This is a genomic window from Pseudoselenomonas ruminantium (assembly GCF_900142515.1).
Classification (GTDB): Bacteria; Bacillota; Negativicutes; order Selenomonadales; family Selenomonadaceae; genus Selenomonas_A; species Selenomonas_A ruminantium_D.
Genome location: NZ_FRBC01000034.1, coordinates 1 through 22,836 on the forward strand (window position 1 = coordinate 1; position 22,836 = coordinate 22,836).

Here is a 22,836-nt window from a genome sequence, read left to right on the forward strand (position 1 = left end):
CTCTCGACAAGCCGAGTATCGGATTAGTCCGAACCAAGCAAGCGGTCTACGCAGCAACTACCACAACTGGACGCAGCACTACGCCCTCTACCTCATAGGCTTATGCTATTTGAGGTTACTTGTTTTTGCTATTTTCATGTAGGCGGCTTTGCCGCTGAACGAGGTGTCTACGTCAACCTTGGACATTTTTACAAGCCGTAAGGGCGATGTCTCCTCGAATACGTAGAAACGAGGCTCTTTTCTCGGCTCAACCTTTCTAAAGTGCAGTTCCCGTAGGTTCGTTACGTACATTATAACAAAATATTTAATATTTGAGAATAGTTTGTTTATTTTTGTTTACTATATATCTTTACGAAAGCAGGTTCATCATGAAGATCAAAGATAATTTTATGCTGATAAAGAATGCCCGCATTGAAAACAATGAGCGCCTTTCCCTGAAGGCAAAACGCCGTCTGGAAAAATCCAAGGCCGACAATACCCTAAAAGCCTATGCCTGCGACTGGAATGATTTCTCCGATTGGTGCCAGTACCATGAAGTGACGGATCTTCCCGCCACGCCGGAAACCATCGTCAACTACATCAATGACCTGGCCGATGATGCCAAGGCCAACACCGTTTCCCGCCGGGTGACGGCCATCTCCGAGAATCATATCGCCGCCGGCTTCAGCGGGCGCCATAATCCCGCCAAGGATGGCATGGTCCGGGCAGCTATGTCTGCCATCCGCCGCGAAAAAGGCACCTTCCAGCGAGGCAAATCCCCCATCCTGATGGAAACGCTCTATCTGCTGGCTGATCTGTTCGATGAAGAGACACTGACCGGTCTGCGTGATAAAGCCCTGATCTTCCTTGGCTTCGCTGGTGCCTTCCGCCGCTCGGAACTCGTACATATCCAATGCGAAGACCTGACCTTTACCCCGCAGGGTGTCATCATCTTTATGGCACACTCCAAGGGCGACCAGCTGGGCCATGGTGAACAAATCGCCATTCCTTTCGCACCTGAATCCGAAATCTGTGCAGTACGGGCACTGCGCAAATGGCTGACCGCAGCGCAGATCCATCGTGGGCCGATATTCCGGCCCATCACGAAGGTGCAGAGCCTGCGCAACACCCAGCTCTCGGATAAATCCGTGGCCCTGATTGTCAAGAAGTATGTAAGTCTGGCAGGCCTTGATGAACACCTCTTCGCCGGGCACAGCCTGCGCCGTGGCTTTGCCACCAGCGCTGCCCAGCACGATATCGACGCCCTGACCATCATGCGCCAGACACGACACAAATCCGAAAAGATGGTGCACCGCTATATCGAACAGGGCAATATCTTCAAGGATAACGCTCTCAGCCGCATGTATAACAAATGAAGAGACTCCGCAGAGCCTCTTCATCTCATTCATTATCCGCTAAAAACTTCTTGTCTTTATCCGATAACTCCGCCTTGTCCAACAGGTCAGGGCGGTATTTTTTTGTCACGAGCAGGGACTGCTCACGGCGCCACTGGGCAATCTTGGCATGGTCACCGTTCAGGAGCACCTCCGGCACAGCCATGCCCTCGAATTCCCGCGGGCGGGTATACTGGGGAAATTCCAGCAACCCCGCATAAAAGGAATCCGTAGGCGCTGAATCCTCATGGCCCAGCACGCCGGGCAGCATCCGGGACACCGCATCGGTTATGACCATGGCGGGCAGTTCCCCGCCTGTAAGGATGAAATCCCCCAGGGAAATGGCCTCATCTGCCAGTTTATAGATGCGGGCATCGAAACCTTCGTAGTGACCGCAGATAAACACCAGCTGGTCATAACCTGCCAATTCCTTGGCCTTGGCCTGATTGAAGGCCGGCCCGGAAGGGTCCATGATCAGCACCCGGCGATTATCGGCGTATTCTTCCGTACGAGCAAGCACATCCCGCACAGCCTTATACATAGGCTCCGGCTTCAAGACCATGCCCGCACCGCCCCCAAAGGGGCTGTCATCCACATGATGATGCTTGTCCTCGGCAAAGTCCCGGAAGTTTGTAAAATGGATATCGAGGATACCATTATCCACAGCCCGCTTGGTAATGCTGTCACCAAAGGGACCAGCAAACATCTCTGGGAAGATGGTCACCATATCAATGCGCATCGGAAATCTCCTCAGGCATCTCGACCACCATACGGCCACCAGGCACGTCAATTTCCTTGACGACAGCCTTGAGTGCCGGAATCAAAAGTTCGCCGCCGTCTGTACGCCGGGCCTGATACACATCGTTGCTGCCCGTGCGCAGGACATTTTCCACTTTTCCCAGCTCTTTGCCTTCCATATCGTAGACAGTCAAGCCGATGATATCGAACGTATAATACTCCCCTTCATTCAAAGGAGCAGCTTCACTGCGGTCAACGGTCAACAGCCTGCCCGTAAGACTCATGGCGGCTTCACGGACGGGATATTCCTTGAATTTCATCAGCACATACTGCTTATGATACTTGCAGCTTTCGATATGAAGTATTTCACTTCCCACCATGACTTCTTTCATGGTCTCGAAGCGTTCCACGAAATCCGTCAGCGGGATGATGCGCATTTCCCCATGGATGCCATGCGGTGCACCAACCTTGCCGATGGTCACGCGATTCTTGTCGCGCTTGTTTTTCTTAGCTGCGAATGGCGATAACTTTGTCATCTTCCACCAGCACTTCCACGTTCATGACTTCACGCATATCATCGCCTACACGAACTTCTACCTGATGTTCCAGCGTGCCCTGCACGATTTCCGCACCGAGCACCATCTTTTCCATCTCTTCCTTGCGGGCCAGGGACTCTTCACGGAACTGCAGACGCTTGTTGCGCTCTTCGCCAAAATGAGCCTGAATGGCCTGCAAGCGCTGAATCTCTTCAGCCGTAGGAGCTTCTGCATCTGCCGGCTGATTTTCCTGCATTACACGCTTTTCCTGAATGTTGAGCTGCTGCACTTCGAGTTCAGCGCGGTTAATGCCCTCGGTCAGATCCGTGAGAATCTTGTTCTTGAGTTTTTCCGTTAATTTTGCCTTGATGGTTACAGGCACTTTCAGTGAAATAGAATCCATGACAGTTCCTCTTTTCTTTTGTTTTCCATAGAAAAAAGCGGCAAGACCCCCAAAGGTAATCCTGCCGCTTTTCATTTAAATAATCTCAACCGTGACTTTCGTATTTTCCCGAGTGGCCGCGGCTTTGACCACGGTGCGCAAGGCTTTGGCGATGCGCCCCTGACGTCCGATGACCTTACCCATGTCATCCTCTGCCACATGGAGGCTGAGCACGGTCTGCCCATCCTCCTGCCGTGAAGAAACTTCCACGGACTCTGGATGCTCCACAAGGGACTTGGCGATTACTGCAACAAGTTTTTCCATGTCGCTTTTCTCCAATTACTTCTTCTTGGATTCAGCGAACTTAGCCATAATGCCCTGCTTGCTGAACAGATTTTTAACGGTATCGGTCGGCTGAGCACCTTTGTTCATCCAATCAAGAACCTTTTCCTCATTGAGGCTGACAACTGCCGGCTGCTTGGAAGGATCGTAGTTACCGAGAATCTCGATGAAACGACCATCACGCGGAGCACGGGAATCAGCTACTACCACACGGTAGAAGGGGTTCTTCTTTGCACCCATACGGTTCAAACGAATCTTTACTGCCATGAAATTTCACCACCTTTCGAAAGTGTAATGATTTAAAATTTAACGCATGAACGGCATCTTCGGGAAACCGCCCAGGTTTCCAAGCGCCCCCAGACCAGGGAAGCCCTTGCCCTTCTGCATTTTTTTCATCTTCTTCATCATCTTCTTCATCTCGCCAAACTGCTTCAAGAGCTTGTTGACATCCTGCACTCTCGTGCCAGAGCCCATGGCGATACGCTTGCGGCGGCTGCCGTTGATGATGGAAATATCAGCGCGCTCCTTCGGTGTCATGGAGCGGATGATGGCCTCAATCTGGCGCATTTCCTTGCCGTCAAGGTCAATATCCTGACCCTCAAGCTGCTTCTTGAGACCGCCCATACCGGGAATCATGCCTAAGATGTTTTCCAGCGAGCCAAGCTTCTTGACCTGCTGCATCTGAGAGAGGAAATCATCAAGGGTGAATTCATCCTTGCGGAGTTTCTTCTCCATTTTCTTGGCCTCTTCCATATCGAAGGTCTGCTGGGCTTTTTCCACGAGGGAAAGCACATCGCCCATGCCAAGGATACGGGAAGCCATGCGGTCCGGATGGAAAGGCTGGAGCGGTTCCAGCTTCTCGCCCACACCGACGAATTTTATGGGAACATTCGTGACTGCTTTGACAGAAAGCGCCGCACCACCGCGGGCATCGCCGTCCAGCTTGGTCATGATGACACCGTCTAAGCCAAGGCTTTCATTGAAAGTCTGCGCCACATTGACCGATTCCTGACCGGTCATGGCATCCACAACGAGCAAGATCTCGTGAGGCTTGACTTCTGCCTTGATATCGCGAAGCTCCTGCATCAGGGCTTCATCTATCTGCAAGCGGCCTGCCGTATCGATGATGATGACATCATTGGCATGGCTTTGCGAATAAGCAATGGATGATTTGGCAATGGTCACCGCATCCGTACCCTGCTCCATAGAGAACACGGGGATGTCCAATTGCTTTCCTACTACCTGTAACTGCTTGATAGCAGCCGGACGGTAAATATCACAGGCAACGAGCAAAGGCCGTTTGCCCTGCTTCTTGAGGGACAGACCCAGCTTGCCAGCGGAAGTGGTCTTACCAGCCCCCTGCAGGCCAGCCATCATGATGATGGTAGGCGGATTTGGGCTCATGTTGATGCGGCTCTGAGTACCACCCATGAGGTTGGTCAGCTCTTCATCAACGATTTTCACCACTACCTGAGCTGGTGTCAGGGTTTCGAGAATGTCCTGACCAATAGCCCGTTCTTTGACGGTCTTTATGAAATTCTTGACGACCTTGAAGTTGACATCGGCTTCGAGAAGTGCCATCCGCACTTCCCGCATGGCTTCGTTGACATCATCTTCCGTCAGCTTGCCATGACCGCGGAGCTTCTTGAATGTCTCCTGCAACCGGTCGGATAAACTCTCAAATATCAAACGGATACCTCCTGACCGAGTCCCTGTCCTATGTAGGGTTCCAATCGGTCAAGGACCTCATCGACAGCCTTGCTGTTATCCGGCCGCCTTAGCCCTTTGATTGACTCGTAGATTCTTGCCAGTTCCTGACGTTCCACCTGATAACGGGCCGCCAGCCCCAGCTTCTGTTCATAGGACTCCATTGCCTTCTCACTGCGATGGATGTTATCGTAAACTGCCTGCCGGGATATCCCCAACTCCTCGCCGATTTCCGACAACGAAAAATCCTCGAACAAGTGCAGGCGCAAGCATTCCTGCTGCTTCTCCGTCAGGAGTGCCCCATACAAGTCAAAAAGCGTGGACAAATATAAGAACTGCTCCATCATGACAATCACCTGCTCAAAAATTAGGTGCCAAGGTTTTCTCCTTGACATAGCTATTATAGCGAAGGCACAATAGCCTGTCAAGTGTTTTTCCTTGGCACCTGATAAAATTTTTCAAATTTCGCTGACAAATATCACATTCAGCTACGCGGCATAGCCAATTTCAGGGCATCACCGATGGTTTCCGCACCATAAAGCTTGATTCCTCGGGTCTCCCCTGACAGCTGGCGATAATTCTTCATGGGCAGCACCACATGTTCAAAGCCCAACCGCTTGGCCTCATTGATGCGCACATCGGCCTGGCCTACGGCCCGGACTTCACCAGACAGGCCCACTTCGCCAAAGACAATGGTCTTGGGCCGTATCTGCCGATTGGCAAAGCTGGAAGCCATGGCCACGCAGATGCCCAGATCGGCAGCGGGCTCATCAATCTTGATGCCGCCTGCGACCTTGACATACACATCACAGCCGCCTACCTGCAGATGGACACGCTTTTCCAACACCGCCAGAAGCAGCTGGATCCGCTTGATATCCACGGAATCGGCGGTACGCCTTGGCGGCACATAGGGCGTAGGCGCTACCAGTGCCTGCAGTTCCACCAACAGCGGACGTGTTCCTTCTACCGTCGGAATGATTACCGTACCACTATCCCCCTCCCTGTCCGACAAAAACAATTTGGAGGCATCCGGTACATCTACCAGACCAATATCGCGCATTTCAAAGAGCCCCAGCTCATTGGTGCTGCCAAAGCGATTCTTGACCGCCCGCAGCACCCGGTATTCGGCATTGCGCTCTCCTTCAAAGTAAAGAACAGTATCTACAATATGTTCCAGAACTCTCGGCCCTGCCAGATTGCCTTCCTTGGTCACATGACCGATCACAAAGGCGGCAATCCCCTTGCCTTTGGCAATGCGCAGGATGTCCACGGCACACTCGCGCACCTGGGATACACTGCCCGGAGCACTCTGTACCTCAGGCTTGAACACCGTCTGGATGGAGTCGATAACCAAAAGATCCGGCTTGGTGTTCTCAATATGGGCTTCGATGGTCTCTATATTGGTCTCACTGACCACATAGAGCTTATCCGCGATAGCCTGCAAGCGATCTCCCCGCATGCGCACCTGCCGGGTGCTTTCCTCGCCCGTAACGTAGAGCACACTGCGGCCCGCCCGGGCCACATCCGCACAGACACGCAAGGTCAAGCTGGATTTGCCCACACCGGGATCACCTACGATGAGTACCATCGAACCGGGAATGACACCGCCGCCCAATACCCGATCTAGTTCCTCAGAACCTGTAGCAAAACGTGGCAGGTCCTCAATCGCCACCTCACCGATAGGCTGTGGTTTCTGCGCGTCTGAAAGCCCCAGCCGCAAACCGCCACTGCCCGAGCTGCCGCTCCCCGTTTCCGGCGCGACCACTTCCTCCACCATGGTATTCCACGCCCCGCAGCCTGGGCACTTCCCCAGCCACTTGGGCACCTCATAGCCACAATCCTGACAAACGAAAACTGTCTTTTTCTTTTTGGCCAACACAATCCATCCTTCTAAAATACGTTCTTAAAAAGTCGCTTTCATCGCGGCTTCTATTTCTTGTTTATGTCAATAGTAGAGATGTTTTCCCCCCTATTGTCCGTTATATTGATTGGCGCTAAAGTCAATTTCTTATCCTTGATACGCAAAGCATCCGTAGACACTGTAAAACCAGCAAACTCGATGATGACATCACGGAATTGCAGATCACGGTAGGCCTGACTGAATTTACCACTGATACGTTGAAAAGGCACCATACGATACCGCCCTTGGGTTGATGTGAAATTGCCGCTTGCCGTAGTCTCGCGGCTGGAACCTTTGGAGACAAAATCCATGTCCAAATCCACACCACAGTATAGATGGCTTCCAGGCAGCGCCTTGGATGTCTGCAGATTTTTTCCCTGACCATGGATGTGGTAATAGCGGGTATCTAAATCATATTCTCCTTCAGCTGCCAACTGACCATCATAGACATTGGCCATTACATCGGTAAACAGGAGTTTTTCACCATCATAGTGAATCTTCCCCTGCACATTCTGGAACTGCAGACCGGGAATGTTGAGTTCCCTCATGGATACATTGCCATCTCCACTGATATTGTTCAAAGCCCCTTGCAGCTGACAATCCAAGGTCATCTTATCATGAATATTGATCCCTAAATCCAGCGATGACGGGTCCACATCCATAAAGCTGACCTGCAGGTCTCCCACTGGCACATCCTGCGCAGCAAAATCCACTTCTCCTTGCACACGGATACCATTACCAATCATGGTGCCGCCAAAATTACCGGTATAAGCTTCGATTTTCATGGCTCTGTCTGTATTGATATCAGCTGTCAGATTTGCCCGGGATAGAAGATAGTGACGAGCCTTGAAGAATACCTCCACACGACAATCCTCAAATTTCAGCTGCATGCGGATTTTCTTCCCCGCCCGATCGAAATTCTTCCATTGCTTAGCCATTTTTTCTGCCCGCTTGCGACGGCGAAACTCGCCAATCCGCTTGCGTTCTTCTTCGCTTTTACCTACAAGACTGACCTTTTTCTGCCAATCTTCCTCATCTTCCTTGACTTTACGCATATCCGGAGAATTACGCACAAAATCCACACTCATATCATCGGCCAGATGCACCGAAACCTCCGCATTTCTGATCGTGAGTTCCTGTATGGTGGTGGATTTGATATGCCCCGTCACGACATCCCAGGGGCGCGCATGGAAATGCCCCTCTGGCACACGCAGGATAAGCCGCCCTTCCGGATCACGCCATTCCAAATTGGTAAAATTCACATCACCAGTGATATGTGCCACAATCTTCTCTGCCGTTACAGTCCCTTTGAGCATATCCTGTTCCATCATGGCCTGATTGAAGATAGCAGCTGCACCACGGCTGAATACTTCCAATACCAGGAAGATGGCGATGAAAATCGCCGCTATGGATATCAGCAGGGCTTTACGCCAATGATTACGAAGCCATGACAACATAATGGCACCTCCGCAAAGCCTTCCCCACTGTGGAAGGCTTTATTCTTCGCTCTGATAGCGCATCAACAACTTATCAGCCATTGCTTTGGCCTTGAACCATTCACTATTGATCCGCTCACCCATCAACTTCTTGCCGCTGACATCAGGATGCAGGCCATCCAAAGCATATTGAGTTGGCAGCATGCCATCCGGACAATCAAAGGCGGCTGCCGTATCGATATAGACCTGGCTGCGGATATAAGCATTGACCACCGCGAAGCGTTCCAAATAATCCGGTGCGGTAGGTTCCTTGAAGATATGCTGGATATTATCGGGATTTACTGGCGGCAAGGTCAGGAATATCGGCGCGATATTGTTTTCCAGGCACTTGCGCTGGATAGTCTTCAGACAGTCAATGACCACCTGCGGATCCTCCCCGGCCCGCAGGCTGTTGCTGCCCGTCATGATCAGCAGATAATGCGGATGGAACGGCAATACATCCTTGTCAAAGCGGTCTCGTGTCATCTGCGCGGTATCACCGCTCTGCGACAGGTTTACGGCAGGGAAATCCAGATATTTCAAGTAGCTGAACTCAAAATCTGCCGGGCCAAAAGAAAAGCGGCCGCCGCCATGGCTGATGCTGTCACCGAGCACGCCCACATCCCAATTATCCTGGGGAGAAACTTTGTAATACTGCACCTTCGACCATTTGCCTATGGTATTCCCCTCTTTATCAAAGGACAATACCCGCCAATAGAAGCCATTGACTAAAGGGCGCGGCGCAGGATCATAGATTTCCGACATATCCGCAAACAAGGTAGCAAAAGGCTGGGCATTAGTATTGACCTCAGGATTTTCATGATAAAGTGCAACTTCATAACGCTTGGCATTATACTGCTGTACCCAATGATAGACCGGATACAGCAATGCCGTGCCCCGCTCACCAGAATAATCCGTGACGATTTCCGGTGCATTCATGGGTGGAATATCTGCACTGGTCCAAAGTTCCGCCGGTTTGCTGAACGGTGTCATGGGATTGCCGTCAAAATCCATGGAACGCACCCGCCAGTAAAGCGGCCGCTTTCCCAGATAATCCCTGGCAAATTCCTGCAACGGCGGATTGTAGCGGTTCTGATACACCCGCCGCGTGCGATAGATTGCCGAAGTCGATTCACTATCCGCATCCAAAAAGAACGGCACCGAGGCAAAGAATTCCACTTCATAGAAAACGGCATTCGTGTCTTTTTCCCATTCCAAAATCGGCGAAAAAGACACCGGCGTGTGTTCCGTAGTGACCGACAGCTTATTGTCCATCCCCACCAGATGCGATTTCTGTGCCTGATAATAAAGGATGCCCCCCATAGCCCCGCCAATGACACAAATAGTCAGGGCTATGATCAATATATATGTTTGTCTCTGACGCAACCAGGTCATAACAATTTAAATCTCCTTAAATCGATAATTCCGGAAAATCCTGATCTGCTGATTCCGCACCCAGGTACCGATTTCCGGTCCCTTTAATGTATTCGGCGCCTGATGTCCATCCACCTGCAAAAGACGGTGAATAATGGCAGGCGCTTCTTCCAGATAAGGTGGCAAGCTGTGATGGTCAGCCCGGATGATTGCCTGAAAACCCTCGACAGGCAGCGGTACCGCTGCCACCTTGAGCAGCAATTCCACAATCTTCCCGGGCTTGGTCAGGCGTGCGGCCCGCATATGCTGTCCAATGACAAATTTCCCCGCCTGCACCCAGCGTTTCGGCAAGGTCATACGACGGTTCCAGCTGTGCAGCACATCCACGCCCTTTTCTTCGTGTCCATAATGATGCGGCAACATTTCCTCAGGTGTCAAGCCTTTGCCCAAATCATGGACAAGACCACAGAAACGGGCCATGATGTCGTTTGTTTCTGCCGCCACCTCATCCACTACCAGCATGGTATGCTCAAAGGCATCCCCTTCCGGATGGAAGGCCTCCGGCTGAGTCTTGCCCAGCAGCGCCGCCAACTCCGGGAATGTCACCTGCAGCAGATTGGTATCCTGCAGGGCACGGAAAAAGACCGACGGCTTTGCTGTCATCAAAGCCCGCTTGAGCTCCTGCAGCAGACGCTCTGTTGGTTCTTTCGCCAGTTCCTCCCGGCAGGCCGCCATAGCTGCCTTGGCTTCGTCTGACAAGGTAAAGCCAAATTCTGCCGCCTGACGCGCCGCCCTGAGGGCCCGCACCGGATCTTCGGCAAAGTGATGGGATACGGGCCGGATGATTCCCTGCACAATATCCTGGCGACCACCATAGAAGTCAAAAATTTCCCCGCCTGGCAATTCCATGGCCAGGCTGTTGATGGTGGTATCTCGACGGTACAGATCTTCTTCGAGGGTTACATCCTTGCCATATTCCACGGCAAAGCCCCGATAGCCTTCCCCCTGCTTCTCCTCCTTGCGGGCAAAGGCCACTTCCGCATGCTGGCCGTCAATCTCCACCAGATACACAGGAAACGCCTTGCCCACTCGCAGCGCATGGGGAAAACACTGCTGAAAGATCTCTTCATCGATGCCCGCCACCATATAATCCTTGTCATGAGCCGGCACCTGACGCAAAAAATCCCGCACCCAGCCGCCCACGATAAACACGCGGGCGCCTGCGGCGCGGACTGTAGTTACAAATTCTATTTCTTTCATGATCTTATTTATCGTTTATGATATGTGCCCCGCGGGTATCGAGATCCATGATCAGGATATCCGCATTGACACCGTGCCGAGCAAAGGTCTCCTGCATCGCCTGCCCCACCGCATCCTCTACATGGCGGCGCTGGAGGCAGTAGGCAATCAGACAGGGGCCGGCACCACTGAGGCTTGCACCTAAGGCACCAGCATTCTTCGCTGCATCGAACACTTCATACATCCCCGGAATCAGAGAAGCTCGATATGGTTGATGCAAAGCATCTTCAAACACATTGCGCAGGAATTTCTCATTGCCCTTGCAAAGTGCTGCCGTCATCATCGCTGCCCGGCCGATATTATTGATAGCATCCTTCATGGATACTTCCTTGGGCAGGACTTCCCTGGCCTTTTTCGTGGACAAGGGAAAATCCGGCACGGCTACGACCAGCTTGAGTCTCATCTTGGGAATCAACGTAAAGCACTCCACATCCCCGCGAGTCGTCGTACTGACAGTAAAACCTCCATAGATGGCTGGTGCAACATTATCAGGATGTCCCTCAATGGCCGTGGCGAACTGCAGGAGTTCCTTGCGGGTAAAGCGATTATTCAAAAGCGCATTGGCTCCCTTAAGGCCTGCCACGATTGCCGTTGCACTGCTGCCTAACCCCCGGGACAGTGGCACGTTGTTCTCCATATGGATCACGGCACCTTTATAGGTGTCCTCCATATGAGCCTTCTTCAGGACATACTGCACCGACTGCCAGACGATATTGCGCTCGTCACAGGGAATATTCTCGGCACCGGCGCCGCTGATGGTAATCTTGCAGCCCGGCGCTTCCGTCAATCTCAACTGCAAGTCATTGTAGACCGTGCAAGCCAGGCCGATAGAATCAAATCCCGGACCGCAGTTGGCACTTGTTCCCGGGACTCTCACCCAGATACTGCGACTATCCAATGACTTACCCCCGTTCCTGTTCTACACGAATGACACTGCGAATCTCATCCACTACCGGCAGAGCCTTGAGTGCTGCCAGAGCTGCCTCAATCTGAGCATGTTCCACGCGATGGGAAATCGCGACAATCTCCGCATGATCCACGATATTGCGATGCGTCTGGATAACCGATTCCAAGCTGACGCCAGCATTGCCGAAGGCCGTAGCCACATAGCCCAGTACACCGGGCTTATCGTCAACCAGCAGGCGCACATAATAAGAAGACTTCGTCTTCTCGATAGGACAGATCGGCTTATCCTCATAGCAGGTGCAGCGTACCCGGCCAAAGTTATCATGCAGGATATCGCGGGACACATCAATGATGTCGGCCACTACTGCCGAAGCCGTCGGCAGGGAACCAGCCCCCTGACCATAGAACATGGCATCGCCGATGGCATTGCCCCGCACAAAGATGGCGTTGAACACGCCGTTGACCGCAGCCAGCGGATGATCCTTGGGCAGGAATACAGGATGCACCCGTACATCCACGCCAAATTCAGCCGTATCCTTGCCCACGGCCAACAGTTTGATCACATAGCCCAGATTCTTTGCATATTCGATATCATCCGGGGTGATTTTCGTGATGCCTTCCACGGACACGTCTTTGAGTTCCACACGCGTGTTAAATGCCAGCGAAGCCAGGATTGCCGCCTTGCGCGCTGCATCAAGACCATCCACATCTGCGGACGGATTTGCTTCAGCATAGCCCTTTTCCTGTGCTTCCTTGAGCACGCTGTCGTAATCGCTGCCACATTCCGTCATCTTCGTGAGCATATAGTTCGTCGTGCCATTGACAATGCCCATGATTTCCGTCACCTTGTTGGCGGTCAGGCATTGCTTGAGCGGCGTGATGATGGGAATACCACCGCCGACACTGGCTTCAAAGAGGAAGTCCACATTCTTTTCCTCAGCCTTGGCAAACATCTCCTTGCCGAACTGAGCCACGACATCCTTATTAGCCGTCACGACACTCTTGCCCGCCTCCATGGCACGCAGCATATATTCCTTGGCTGGTTTGAGCCCGCCCATCAATTCTACGACAATCTGGATTTCCTCATCCTGCAGGATATCCTCTATCTTGTCTGTTACCTTGATTCCTTCTAAAAAAGGGCGCACCTTACTGCAGTCCCGCACTAAGACCTGCTTAACCTCTAGTCTTGCTCCCACGCGCTCAGTAATCTGCGGCTGGTTCATCTCCAGCACCTTAATCACTCCGGAACCTACGGTTCCAGCTCCGAGCACGCCAATCTTAATCACTTTCTGCATACGGTACACCCCTTCTTCTATTCAATTAAGCCTGACCAAGAACTTCCAAACGTTTGACGCCATCCACCATGCGCAGCTTATCGAGCAAAGCTTCGAGATCTACGCTGAGGTTCATGGTCTCGATAGATACGGTAGCGTTAGCCACTCCCTGCAAAGGGATACCCTGATTGATGGTCATGACACTGCCGGAATCCTGAGAAATGGTGTTGAGCACGCTGGAAAGAACGCCCTTCTTGTGCTCAAGAAGGAACGTCAGCGTGACGATCTTGTTCTGGCTGGCTTCATAGAAGGGGAACACATAATCCTTATACTTGTAATAAGCACTGCGGGACAGTTCCATTTTCTCCACTGCTTCATTGATGGTACGAGCATCACCGCGTTTAAGCATTTCTTTTACTTTGATGGTTTTCTTGATTGCTTCCGGAAGGATCTCTTCACGGACAAGGAAAAAACCGCTTTTCTGTTCGTTCATATATTACGCCTCCAATGGATAATATTCTACTGACAAAAGATAGTATAGCACACTTTGTATACATTGTCACTGTATTTTTTACTTTTGTCCACTCGTCAGCGTTTTGCCGCTTGAATTTTGCTCTCTGTACCGTTCAAAAGACGGCCAATGTTGCTATGGTGACGGACAATGATGAACACTGCTGCCAGAATACCAAACAGGATGAATTCCAGAGAATATCCCTGCCACCAGGCCAGCACCGGCACACAGGCTGCCGCCACAATAGAACCTAAAGATACATAACCGGTCACTTTGACAATAGCCAGCCAGATCAAGAAGACCACCAGCGCCGGCAGGGGCATCAGCATCACCATGACTCCAAGGCCCGTAGCCACGCCCTTGCCCCCTTTGAACTTCAGGAACAGGGAACAGGAATGTCCCACGATGGCCAGGATGCCGCAGACGATCATGAAGAGCGGCGTGCCCACCAACAAAGAGCCTAAATAAACACTCAAGGCCCCCTTGGCAAAGTCCAACAGGAAAATGGCCGTTCCTGCCGTTTTGCCCAGCGTACGCCAGGCATTGGTAGCGCCAATATTATGGCTGCCATGTTCCCGCAGGTCCGTATGCCAGACAGTCTTGCCCAGCCAGAGACCATTGGGAATCGAGCCTAAAATGTAGGAAAGAATACCTGCAATCAGCATATTCTCCATCAATAATCCTCCTCCTCATCGCGGGCACGGACGATCAGGCGGATGGGCGTGCCTTCAAAACCGTACATTTCCCGCAGGCGGTTTTCCAGGAATCGCAAGTAGGAGAAGTGCATGAGTTCCGGATCGTTGACGAAGATGATGAACTTCGGCGGCTTGACATCCGCCTGCGTCATGAAGAGAATCTTCAAGCGGCGGCCGCGATGCATCGGCGGCGGATTGATGGACACAGCGTCACGGATGAGTTCGTTGAGGACACTGGTCTTGATGCGCATGGACTGCTGTTCCGCTACATACTTCACGAGTTCCGTCACGCGGCCGACACGCTGACCGGTCAGGGCCGACGCATAAAGCACCGGTGCATACTGCAGGAAGCCGATTTCCTCGCGCAGTTCTTCAGTGAAACGCAGGGTTGACTTGTCATCCTTGTCCGGGAAAATATCCCATTTGTTGACCACGATGACCACGCCCTTGCCGGACTCATGGGCATAACCGGCAATCTTCTTGTCTTGTTCAGTAATGCCCTCAAAGGCATTGATGACCATCAACACAACATCAGCACGGTCGATGGCCCTCAGGGAACGCATCACGCTGTAACGCTCCACCGGCTCGTCAATCTTGCCCCGGCGGCGCATGCCAGCGGTATCGATCAGCATGAACTTCATATCGTCCTTGACGAAATGCGTATCGATGGCATCACGGGTGGTGCCAGCCACATCGCTGACGATAACGCGCTCCTCACCTAAGAGCTGGTTGACCAGAGAGGACTTGCCCACATTCGGACGGCCGATAACGGCAATGCTGATTTCGTCCTCGTCCTTTTCTTCTGGCACTTCCTCGGGGAATGCTGCCACAATGGCATCCAGCAGGTCGCCTAAGTTCATGACGTTCGTGGCGGACAGAGGGATCGGATCACCCAGGCCCAGATTATAGAATTCATAGATGTTCATTTCCAGCTGAGGGCTGTCAATCTTGTTTACGCCCAGGATAACGGGCTTCTTGGTATTGCGCAGGATCTTGGCCACTTCCTCGTCAGAGGTCGTCAGCCCTGCACGGCCATCCACGAGAAAGAGGATGACGTCAGCCTCTTCCATGGCGATTTCCGCCTGGCTGCGCATGGATTTCAGGATATGATTGCTTTCATCGAATTCGATACCACCAGTATCAATCATGGTGAACTCATGGTTCAGCCATTCTGCATCGAGATAAATGCGGTCCCGGGTTACGCCCGGCATATCGTCAACGATAGAAACGCGTTTCTTGCCAATCTGATTGAACAGGGTGGACTTACCCACATTCGGGCGTCCGACGATGGCCACGATAGGTTTGCTCATTGTTTACCTTCTTTCTTTATTCACTCTGCAGGTTTCGTATAGCCTGCATTGCTCTGCCAGGTATAGGCAGTTTCACTGCTGCGGTTCTTATGATAATTAGACCAGTCCGTGAGCGCCCGGAAGAAATCCGCGCCCCCTTGCACAGGTTCCACACGAATCCCAGAAAAATGGGCAGCAAATTCCTGTAAGGTCATATCATCCAGGAAGATATCTTCCCCAGCCCTAAGAGCCGGTTCGGGGATGATCAAGGCCTGCCGCTTATCTCCTTCCGGCATTCCCTGCAACGTTTCGAGGATATCCTTAGCCGTCAGCAGGCCAGAAACATTGACCGTAGAGCCAAAATGCTTGTTTTCCACAGGTACGATACGCACCTGCAGATTCCTGATTTCCAGGGAATTGGCCAGCTGCTCCAGCACAGGAGCTACAGCTGTCCCCGTGACCACATCAATGACAAAGGGTTCCTCATAGCCCTTTGACGAATCAGCATCCTGACCAGTTGATTCCCAATCATTGATAAAACTGCGGGTCAGGCCTATGCCATTATCGAGCTGCGGGAAACCATCATAGAAATCCGTGGTTGGCACTTCCCGGCCAGCCAGGAAGTAGAACTCATCCCCCAGATAAAGGAAGGTGCGTCCCTCTTCCTGCTGGAATTTCTTCTGCCATTTCTCCACCATATCGATGACCTTGGCCGCCCCTTCGCGGTCAAACTGTTTGAGTGGGAACGGATCGGTGCGGTACTTGGTGATACCTACAGGCACAATGGCCATGGACAGGGCATGCGGACGGCGGGCAGCGATTTCCCGGATGGAGCGTTCCAGCTCCTCCCCGTCGTTAAGGCCCGCGCAGAGCACGATCTGGGTATGGTAATCTGCTCCGGCATTTTCCAGATTATCCAGCTGCTCGGCAATCCGGGCCGCCCCCTTGCAGCGCAGCATCTGCGCCCGCAGCTCGGGATTCATGCACTGTACCGATACATAGAGCGGTGACAGATGGAATTGCTCGATGCGCTTGAAATCTGCCGGTCCCATATTGGTCATGGTCACAAAGTTGCCATAGAGGAAGGACAGCCGGTAATCATCATCCTTGATGGACAAGCTGTCCCGCATATTGGGAGCAATCATATTGACGAAGCAGAAATAACAGTTATTGGCACAGTTCCGGATGCCATCAAACACTGCCGATTCAAACTCCACGCCCAATTCCTCATCAAAGTCCTTGTCAAAGGAAATGATCTCCCGCTCGCCATCCGCATGCTCTATCGTCAGGTCAATCTCTTCATCAGCCATGGCAAAGCTCAGATCGATAATATCCCGCAGGGGCTGCTCGTTGATGGCGATGATCTTATCACCGGGCACAAGGTCCAGTTCCTCTGCCAGACTCCCTTCATTCACTCTGGAGATAATCCCAGCATATTCCTTACTCATATATCTATATCTCTTTCATTCAGTCCTATACTGTCATTCACTAAAACAAAGGAGTGATGGAAAACATCACTCCCCTGAGTTTATTCTGTTATTTAGCGAAGCTCTTAGTTAGCTTTCGTGATAGACAGCGAAATGCGTTTACGCTTCGTATCGATGCGCAGAACCTTTACTTTCACTTCATCGCCAACATGAACAGCTTCATCAGCACGTTCGATGCGCTTTTCAGCCAGCTCGCCCATCGGAATCAGGCCATCGAAGCCCGGTTCGATTTCCATGAATGCACCGAAGTCCGTCAGTTTGATGATCTTGCCTTCGATGATGTCGCCTTCAGCGTACTTCTCAGCATTGTCGAGCCAAGGATCACGCATCGTGTCTTTTACGGACAGGGAAATGCGCTTTGCATCCTGATCGATGCTCTTCACGTATACATCCAGTTCCTGACCAACTTCCAGGACATCAGACGGATGCTTCACGCGGTTCCAAGCCAGGTCGGAGATATGAGCCAGACCATCTACGCCGCCGATATCGATGAATGCACCGTAGTCGACGATACGCTTAACGGTACCGCGAACAACCGTATCAGCCTGCAGCGTGGAGAATACTTCGTCTTCCTTCTCAGCGCGAACAGCTTCGAGGAGCTTGCGACGGGACAGAACGAGGCGCTGTTTGTGCACATCAATCTCGATGATTTCGCATTCAACCGTCTGACCAGCATAAACGGAGAGGTCCTTCACGAAGTGGAGTTCCATCTGGGAAGCCGGGATAAAGCCGCGCAGGCCGTTAACGGAAGCTACGAGGCCGCCTTTGACAACTTGATTGATGGTAGCCTGAACCGTTTCGCCGCGTTCCATGACAGCTTCCATTTCCTTCCAGGCAACCATACGGTCAGCCTTGACCTTGGAAAGGATACCGCCGTTGTCGCCGCCCAGAGAAACAATGTAAACATCGATCTTGTCGCCAACTTTTACTACATCCTCAGCGGATTCCGGAGCCGGGTAAGCCAGCTCGCGCTTCGGAATAGCAATTTCCTGCTTGTATCCGATATCAACATAAGCCTCGTCGCGGGAAACCTGGATAACTTCACCCGTAACAACGGTACGTTCCTGGATATCCGGCATTGCGTTTTCGGCCTCTGCTAAGAGTTCTTCCATATTCATCTGTTCTGACACTTTTTATATACCTCCTTGATAATCCAGTCAGGCGTGGATGCGCCCGCTGTAATACCAATTTTTTCAATTTTATCAAACCATTCGTCCTTGAGCTCTGCAGCCGTCTCGATATGGTAAGTTAAGCATTTTTCGGCACAGATCTGAGCAAGCCTTGTGGTATTGGCACTGTTCTTGCCGCCAATCACCAGCATCATGTCAACTTTAGCTGCTAAATCCAAAGCTGCTGCCTGGCGTTGATCCGTTGCTGTGCAAATAGTCCGCTGTATATGAATGTCCCGGGATTTCTCCAACAGGCGCGTCACAATGCGCTTGAACTTATCCCCAGAGAATGTTGTCTGACAAACCACGCCCAATTTCGCACAGGATTCCAAGGCATCTGCCTCTTCCTCTGTCTCAATTATAGCAGCCTTGCCATCCGACCATTCAAAAATACTGCGCACTTCCGGATGTTTCTTCTCGCCAACGATAACAACACGATAACCTTCGTCTGCCAGCCTCTTCGCCGATAACTGTGCTTTCTTCACATGCGGACAAGTAGCATCTACCAAGTCCAGGCCACGTTGTTCGGCTTCCGCATAGATTTCCGGCCCCACGCCATGTGAGCGGATAATCACAGTACCTTTTTCCATAGCAGACAAGGTATCCACCGTGCCCACACCCTCAGCCTTCAATCGATCCACCACTTGGGGATTATGAATTATCGGACCCAAAGTCGAAGCTGTGCCATCAGCGGAAGCATTTTCCTGCGCAATCGTCACAGCACGTTTCACACCGTAACAAAAGCCAAGATAATCTGCCAAAAAGACTTCCATACATCAACCACCATCATATTAAATCATGCCAAAACGGTATACTTTTACCCCGTTTTCACAATCTAACATACATAATAGCATAGCAAGATGGGGTTTGGCAAGAAATTTTTTGACATTTATTTTTTTGTTGCCAATGGATCATCGCCCTGAATTTCTTTTGGCAGAACCACCTCTTGCGCAGACGCTTTTACCGTCTGCGGAACTTCCAACCTGGCCGCTTCTACGCCCAAATAAGTCATATACATATGCAGTTCACTGTAATACCCCAGCGACTCCAGTATTTTTCGTTCTTCTTCCCCCACCGTAGTCTTTCCATCTGCAGCTTCCTGCAAAACTTCCTGCGCATAAGCACGCATGAGTTCGGTCAGATTCAAGTTCACCGTTACCGTACGCCAGGTCTCTTTATCCACGGTCCAGCTCAAAGGAACGTCCATCTTCTGCATAACCCGGCTAAGGCGGGTCAAGAATTCCTGCTGTTTTTGCTGCTCCTCCGGCTTTACATCCTGCATGGTTTCCTTACTGAACTTGATGATCTGTTCCGCTACCTTGCCACCATCCAGAATAATATCCATCTGACGCTGCTTATCATTTTCCTGTAAAAGCTTCACAGATTTCACCAGCGCCATATTGGCCGCCAACTCTTTGGCATCTGTAGTTTTCAGGCTGTTGGCCAGTTGTGGGGGAACCCCTGGCAAGATCAGCTTATACCACTGATTTTCCCATTGGGCATAAAAAGCCAGATCTTTAGGCAGCTGTTCCACATAAAACGGGACCTCAACCACAGTTGTCTTGCTCTTTTTTTCTTCCGTAGCCTCAAAATTCAGCTTGCCAGCCAGCCGCAAAGACCCATCCCGGAGCATCTGCCCCTGCATGTCCAGATTAGCATGAAACGCAGGGCCAAAAAAGCTGATCATCTCCTTAAAGACCCGATCATCCTGCTTCATTGCCAGATAAGCCTCACGAAAGGCCCACATACCATCCTCTGTTGTTTCTGCCGCTGCTGCCCAGGCATGACCATTGCCAACCAGCAACAATCCACTCAAAGCCAATGCCACGCCAGCCTTTTTCCAACCTTTTGCCGCCCTCCACATAAGCAACCACACCTCCTGTCACCTAGTGTATAATTCGCTCTGCAAAAGGATTTTTCCTGCTGCGGCCAAAAGGTTCTGTCACTGCCGGATAAAGTTTTCCAATATGATTTTCCCGGATGGCGTCATGATGGACTCCGGATGGAACTGCACCCCGTAAATCGGATAATCCCGATGCTGCACAGCCATGACTTCTCCATCCGCAGTTCTTGCCGTGACCTGCAAACATTCCGGCAATGTGTTTTCCTCCGCGGCCAGAGAGTGATAGCGCGCCACCAGCATCCCCTGCTGGCAATTCTGGAAGAGCAGGCAATCTTCATCAAAGCTGATGGCTGACTGCTTGCCATGCATCAGTTCCTTCGCATAGGTCACCACACCGCCAAAAGCAGAACAGATTGCCTGATGCCCCAGGCAGACGCCCAATACCGGAATCGTTTTACCTAAAGCCGCAGCCACTTCCATGGTAACCCCTGCGTCTTCCGGCCATCCTGGTCCCGGCGACAGGATAATGCGTGCAGGTTTCAGCGTCTCGATTTCAGAGACAGTCATCTCGTCATTGCGGATCACCTTGATATCCGAATCGATACTGCCAATCAGCTGATACAGGTTATAAGAAAAACTATCGTAATTGTCTACCAGCAAAATCATAAATCATCATCCTCCGCATATTCCAGTGAGCGTACCACCGCTTTGGCCTTATTGATACATTCCTGATATTCCTTCTCCGGATTGGAATCCGCTACGATTCCGGCACCGCTGCGCACAAAAACCTGGCCATTTTTCTTATAGGCTATGCGGATAGCAATGCAGGTATCCATGTTGCCAGTAAAGTCAATATAGCCGATGGCACCACCATAGATTCCCCGCTTATTACGCTCCAGTTCACCAATCAACTGGCAGGCTCGAATCTTCGGCGCCCCAGATAATGTTCCGGCAGGAAGGACTGCCGCAATAGCATCCAGCGCATCCTTATCCTCACGAATCTTCCCCCGTACGGTGGAACCAATATGCATCACGTGCGAATAACGTTCAATAGAATGCAGCTTCTCCACTTCCACAGAACCAAATTCACTGATCTTCCCCAAATCATTGCGGCCCAGATCCACCAGCATATTATGTTCTGCCAATTCTTTTTCATCAGCCAGAAGTTCTTGTTCCAAAGCCTGGTCTTCCGCAACGCTTTTCCCACGAGGACGGGTTCCGGCTAAGGGGAACGTATGCAGGATGCCATCTTCCAGTTTTACCAGAGTCTCTGGCGAAGCACCAGCTACCTCCACATCCAGACCAGAAAAATAGAACATATATGGCGAAGGATTGATTGTCCTGAGTACCCGATAAGTATTCAGGAGGCTGCCCTGAAAAGCCGCTGACAGCCGATTGGACAACACAATCTGAAAAATATCTCCCTCATGGATATGATACTTGGCCTTTTCCACCATGGCACAAAATTCATCCTTGGAAAACAGCGGCTGTACCTCCCCCAACAGCCTGCCCCGCTCGCGATTGCTCTTCTGTCCGCTGCGCAGGAGTTTCACCATGCACCGCAGTTCCTCCACAGCCTGCTCATATCCTTGTCTGCCATCCTGCAGCTTCATGTTGACAATCAACACAATCTTCTGCCGCACATGATCAAAGGCAATCACCTTATCAAAGAGCATCAAATCCACATCCCGGAAGTTTTCCGTATCTTCCACTTCCACCTTGGCCTTTGGTTCACTGTAACCAATGAAATCATAAGCAAAGTACCCCACAAGCCCACCGGTAAAAGGAGGCAAGCCGGCAATACGCGGACTGCGATACCCAGCTAAGATCTTCCGGAGTTCCGCAGCAGGATCTGCTTCCGTCAAAACGTTTTCCCCTGCCTTGAACACGCCATCAAGACAAGTTATCTCCATCCGGGGAGCAAATCCCAGAAATGTATATCGTCCCCACTTATCACTAGCCTGAGCCGATTCCAGCAAGTAACAATGCTCACTGGTATTTTTAAGAATCCGCAATGCTTCCATGGGGGTAATGAAATCTGCCAATATCTCGCAACTCACTGGTGCAATATCAAATTGCCCCGTCATACCAAACTCTTCTATCGTTGCAAACTCGGGAAAAAATTCCATTGAAAAGCCTCCTATCCACTAACATACTCTTATCAAAAGTTACCATTTTAACGTGTTTATGTCAAGAAAACAATAATAATATAATGGGCCCCTTGTCAAGACCACATTCTAAAATTTTAAGAGTGTCAGTGAACAGAGTTATCCTACGCAGCGAAGCAACCAAAATAGAATTCGTTAGGAACCTTGTAGCCTAATGCTTCGTGGGGCCGTATGTTGTTGTAATCATCTACATATTGGTTAATCAGACGGCGAAGCTCTCTTGGCGTTCGGTATTCGTTCGGATAGAGCTGCTCCGTTTTGAGACTGCGGAACCAGCGTTCAATCATGATGTTGTCAGCCCAGCGGCTCCGGCCATCCATGCTTTGACGGATGTTGAGTTTACGAAGCAGTTCTTTGTAGTCATCACT

Annotated in this window: 24 protein-coding genes; 1 reads left to right on the forward strand and 23 read right to left on the reverse strand. The window is 51.3% G+C overall.

From position 1 onward, the window contains the following. The first annotated feature begins 368 nt into the window (after positions 1–368). Entirely contained in the window at positions 369–1,355 is a 987-nt protein-coding gene (locus BUB68_RS13345) for a site-specific integrase (RefSeq protein WP_073092385.1), read from the forward strand. A gap of 25 nt (positions 1,356–1,380) precedes the next feature. Here BUB68_RS13345 and trmD read toward each other — a convergent pair whose 3' ends face one another. From trmD to BUB68_RS13465, 23 genes are all read right to left on the reverse strand, one after another. Then, positions 1,381–2,112 (reverse strand): tRNA (guanosine(37)-N1)-methyltransferase TrmD, encoded by a 732-nt coding sequence (gene trmD / locus BUB68_RS13350; RefSeq protein WP_073092387.1) that lies wholly within the window; start codon positions 2,110–2,112, stop codon positions 1,381–1,383. Further along, the gene (gene rimM, locus BUB68_RS13355; protein ID WP_073092390.1) at positions 2,102–2,647 is read right to left on the reverse strand and encodes a ribosome maturation factor RimM; all 546 of its coding nucleotides are present in this window, start codon (positions 2,645–2,647) and stop codon (positions 2,102–2,104) included. The genes trmD and rimM overlap by 11 nt, the downstream gene beginning before the upstream one ends. Further along, positions 2,619–3,050, reverse strand: a complete 432-nt coding sequence (locus tag BUB68_RS13360) for a YlqD family protein (protein WP_073092441.1) — start codon at positions 3,048–3,050, stop codon at positions 2,619–2,621. The genes rimM and BUB68_RS13360 overlap by 29 nt, the downstream gene beginning before the upstream one ends. Positions 3,051–3,125: 75 nt before the next feature. Further along, complete coding sequence (locus tag BUB68_RS13365) at positions 3,126–3,353, reverse strand: KH domain-containing protein (protein WP_014424637.1); 228 nt, start codon at positions 3,351–3,353, stop codon at positions 3,126–3,128. 15 nt (positions 3,354–3,368) lie between these two features. Further along, positions 3,369–3,638 carry a 30S ribosomal protein S16 gene (gene rpsP, locus BUB68_RS13370; RefSeq protein WP_014424636.1) on the reverse strand — a complete coding sequence of 90 codons (270 nt, stop codon included), beginning with the start codon at positions 3,636–3,638 and terminating at the stop codon, positions 3,369–3,371. Between the two features lie 39 nt (positions 3,639–3,677). Continuing rightward, on the reverse strand, positions 3,678–5,060 hold the full coding sequence (gene ffh / locus BUB68_RS13375; protein ID WP_073092392.1) for a signal recognition particle protein: 1,383 nt from the start codon (positions 5,058–5,060) through the stop codon (positions 3,678–3,680). Next, on the reverse strand, positions 5,057–5,425 hold the full coding sequence (gene ylxM / locus BUB68_RS13380; RefSeq protein WP_073092395.1) for a YlxM family DNA-binding protein: 369 nt from the start codon (positions 5,423–5,425) through the stop codon (positions 5,057–5,059). The genes ffh and ylxM overlap by 4 nt, the downstream gene beginning before the upstream one ends. A 137-nt stretch (positions 5,426–5,562) precedes the next feature. After that, positions 5,563–6,954 carry a DNA repair protein RadA gene (gene radA / locus BUB68_RS13385; RefSeq protein ID WP_073092397.1) on the reverse strand — a complete coding sequence of 464 codons (1,392 nt, stop codon included), beginning with the start codon at positions 6,952–6,954 and terminating at the stop codon, positions 5,563–5,565. Between the two features lie 53 nt (positions 6,955–7,007). Continuing rightward, a complete protein-coding gene (locus BUB68_RS13390; RefSeq protein WP_073092400.1) occupies positions 7,008–8,435 on the reverse strand; it encodes an AsmA family protein in 1,428 nt (475 codons plus the stop codon). A 39-nt stretch (positions 8,436–8,474) separates the two neighbouring features. Further along, positions 8,475–9,848 carry an SGNH/GDSL hydrolase family protein gene (locus tag BUB68_RS13395; RefSeq protein WP_073092402.1) on the reverse strand — a complete coding sequence of 458 codons (1,374 nt, stop codon included), beginning with the start codon at positions 9,846–9,848 and terminating at the stop codon, positions 8,475–8,477. 6 nt (positions 9,849–9,854) lie between these two features. Beyond that, the gene (locus BUB68_RS13400; protein ID WP_073092405.1) at positions 9,855–11,087 is read right to left on the reverse strand and encodes a tRNA nucleotidyltransferase/poly(A) polymerase-related protein; all 1,233 of its coding nucleotides are present in this window, start codon (positions 11,085–11,087) and stop codon (positions 9,855–9,857) included. Between the two features lie 4 nt (positions 11,088–11,091). Further along, a complete protein-coding gene (thrB, locus tag BUB68_RS13405; RefSeq protein ID WP_073092408.1) occupies positions 11,092–12,024 on the reverse strand; it encodes a homoserine kinase in 933 nt (310 codons plus the stop codon). A gap of 4 nt (positions 12,025–12,028) precedes the next feature. Further along, complete coding sequence (locus BUB68_RS13410) at positions 12,029–13,327, reverse strand: homoserine dehydrogenase (protein ID WP_073092411.1); 1,299 nt, start codon at positions 13,325–13,327, stop codon at positions 12,029–12,031. A 25-nt stretch (positions 13,328–13,352) separates the two neighbouring features. Next, positions 13,353–13,799 (reverse strand): ACT domain-containing protein, encoded by a 447-nt coding sequence (locus tag BUB68_RS13415; protein WP_014424166.1) that lies wholly within the window; start codon positions 13,797–13,799, stop codon positions 13,353–13,355. 95 nt (positions 13,800–13,894) lie between these two features. Next, the gene (gene plsY / locus BUB68_RS13420; protein WP_073092414.1) at positions 13,895–14,491 is read right to left on the reverse strand and encodes a glycerol-3-phosphate 1-O-acyltransferase PlsY; all 597 of its coding nucleotides are present in this window, start codon (positions 14,489–14,491) and stop codon (positions 13,895–13,897) included. Continuing rightward, positions 14,491–15,822 (reverse strand): ribosome biogenesis GTPase Der, encoded by a 1,332-nt coding sequence (der, locus tag BUB68_RS13425; RefSeq protein WP_073092417.1) that lies wholly within the window; start codon positions 15,820–15,822, stop codon positions 14,491–14,493. Before der ends, plsY begins: the two co-directional genes overlap by 1 nt. A 20-nt stretch (positions 15,823–15,842) precedes the next feature. Beyond that, positions 15,843–17,249 (reverse strand): DUF512 domain-containing protein, encoded by a 1,407-nt coding sequence (locus tag BUB68_RS13430; protein WP_073092420.1) that lies wholly within the window; start codon positions 17,247–17,249, stop codon positions 15,843–15,845. Positions 17,250–17,353: 104 nt separating this feature from the next. Beyond that, positions 17,354–18,400 (reverse strand): 30S ribosomal protein S1, encoded by a 1,047-nt coding sequence (gene rpsA, locus BUB68_RS13435; protein ID WP_256625966.1) that lies wholly within the window; start codon positions 18,398–18,400, stop codon positions 17,354–17,356. Positions 18,401–18,402: 2 nt separating this feature from the next. Then, positions 18,403–19,230, reverse strand: a complete 828-nt coding sequence (gene ispH / locus BUB68_RS13440) for a 4-hydroxy-3-methylbut-2-enyl diphosphate reductase (RefSeq protein ID WP_073092426.1) — start codon at positions 19,228–19,230, stop codon at positions 18,403–18,405. 116 nt (positions 19,231–19,346) lie between these two features. Then, a complete protein-coding gene (locus BUB68_RS13445) occupies positions 19,347–20,321 on the reverse strand; it encodes a DUF6612 family protein (RefSeq protein WP_073092429.1) in 975 nt (324 codons plus the stop codon). Positions 20,322–20,399: 78 nt separating this feature from the next. After that, positions 20,400–20,966 (reverse strand): anthranilate synthase component II, encoded by a 567-nt coding sequence (locus BUB68_RS13450; RefSeq protein WP_073092432.1) that lies wholly within the window; start codon positions 20,964–20,966, stop codon positions 20,400–20,402. Continuing rightward, positions 20,963–22,429, reverse strand: coding sequence for an anthranilate synthase component I (trpE, locus tag BUB68_RS13455; protein ID WP_073092435.1), 1,467 nt, complete (start codon positions 22,427–22,429; stop codon positions 20,963–20,965). Before trpE ends, BUB68_RS13450 begins: the two co-directional genes overlap by 4 nt. A 143-nt stretch (positions 22,430–22,572) precedes the next feature. After that, on the reverse strand, positions 22,573–22,836 hold a 264-nt coding region (locus BUB68_RS13465; RefSeq protein WP_143188175.1), incomplete at its 5' end, for an integrase core domain-containing protein.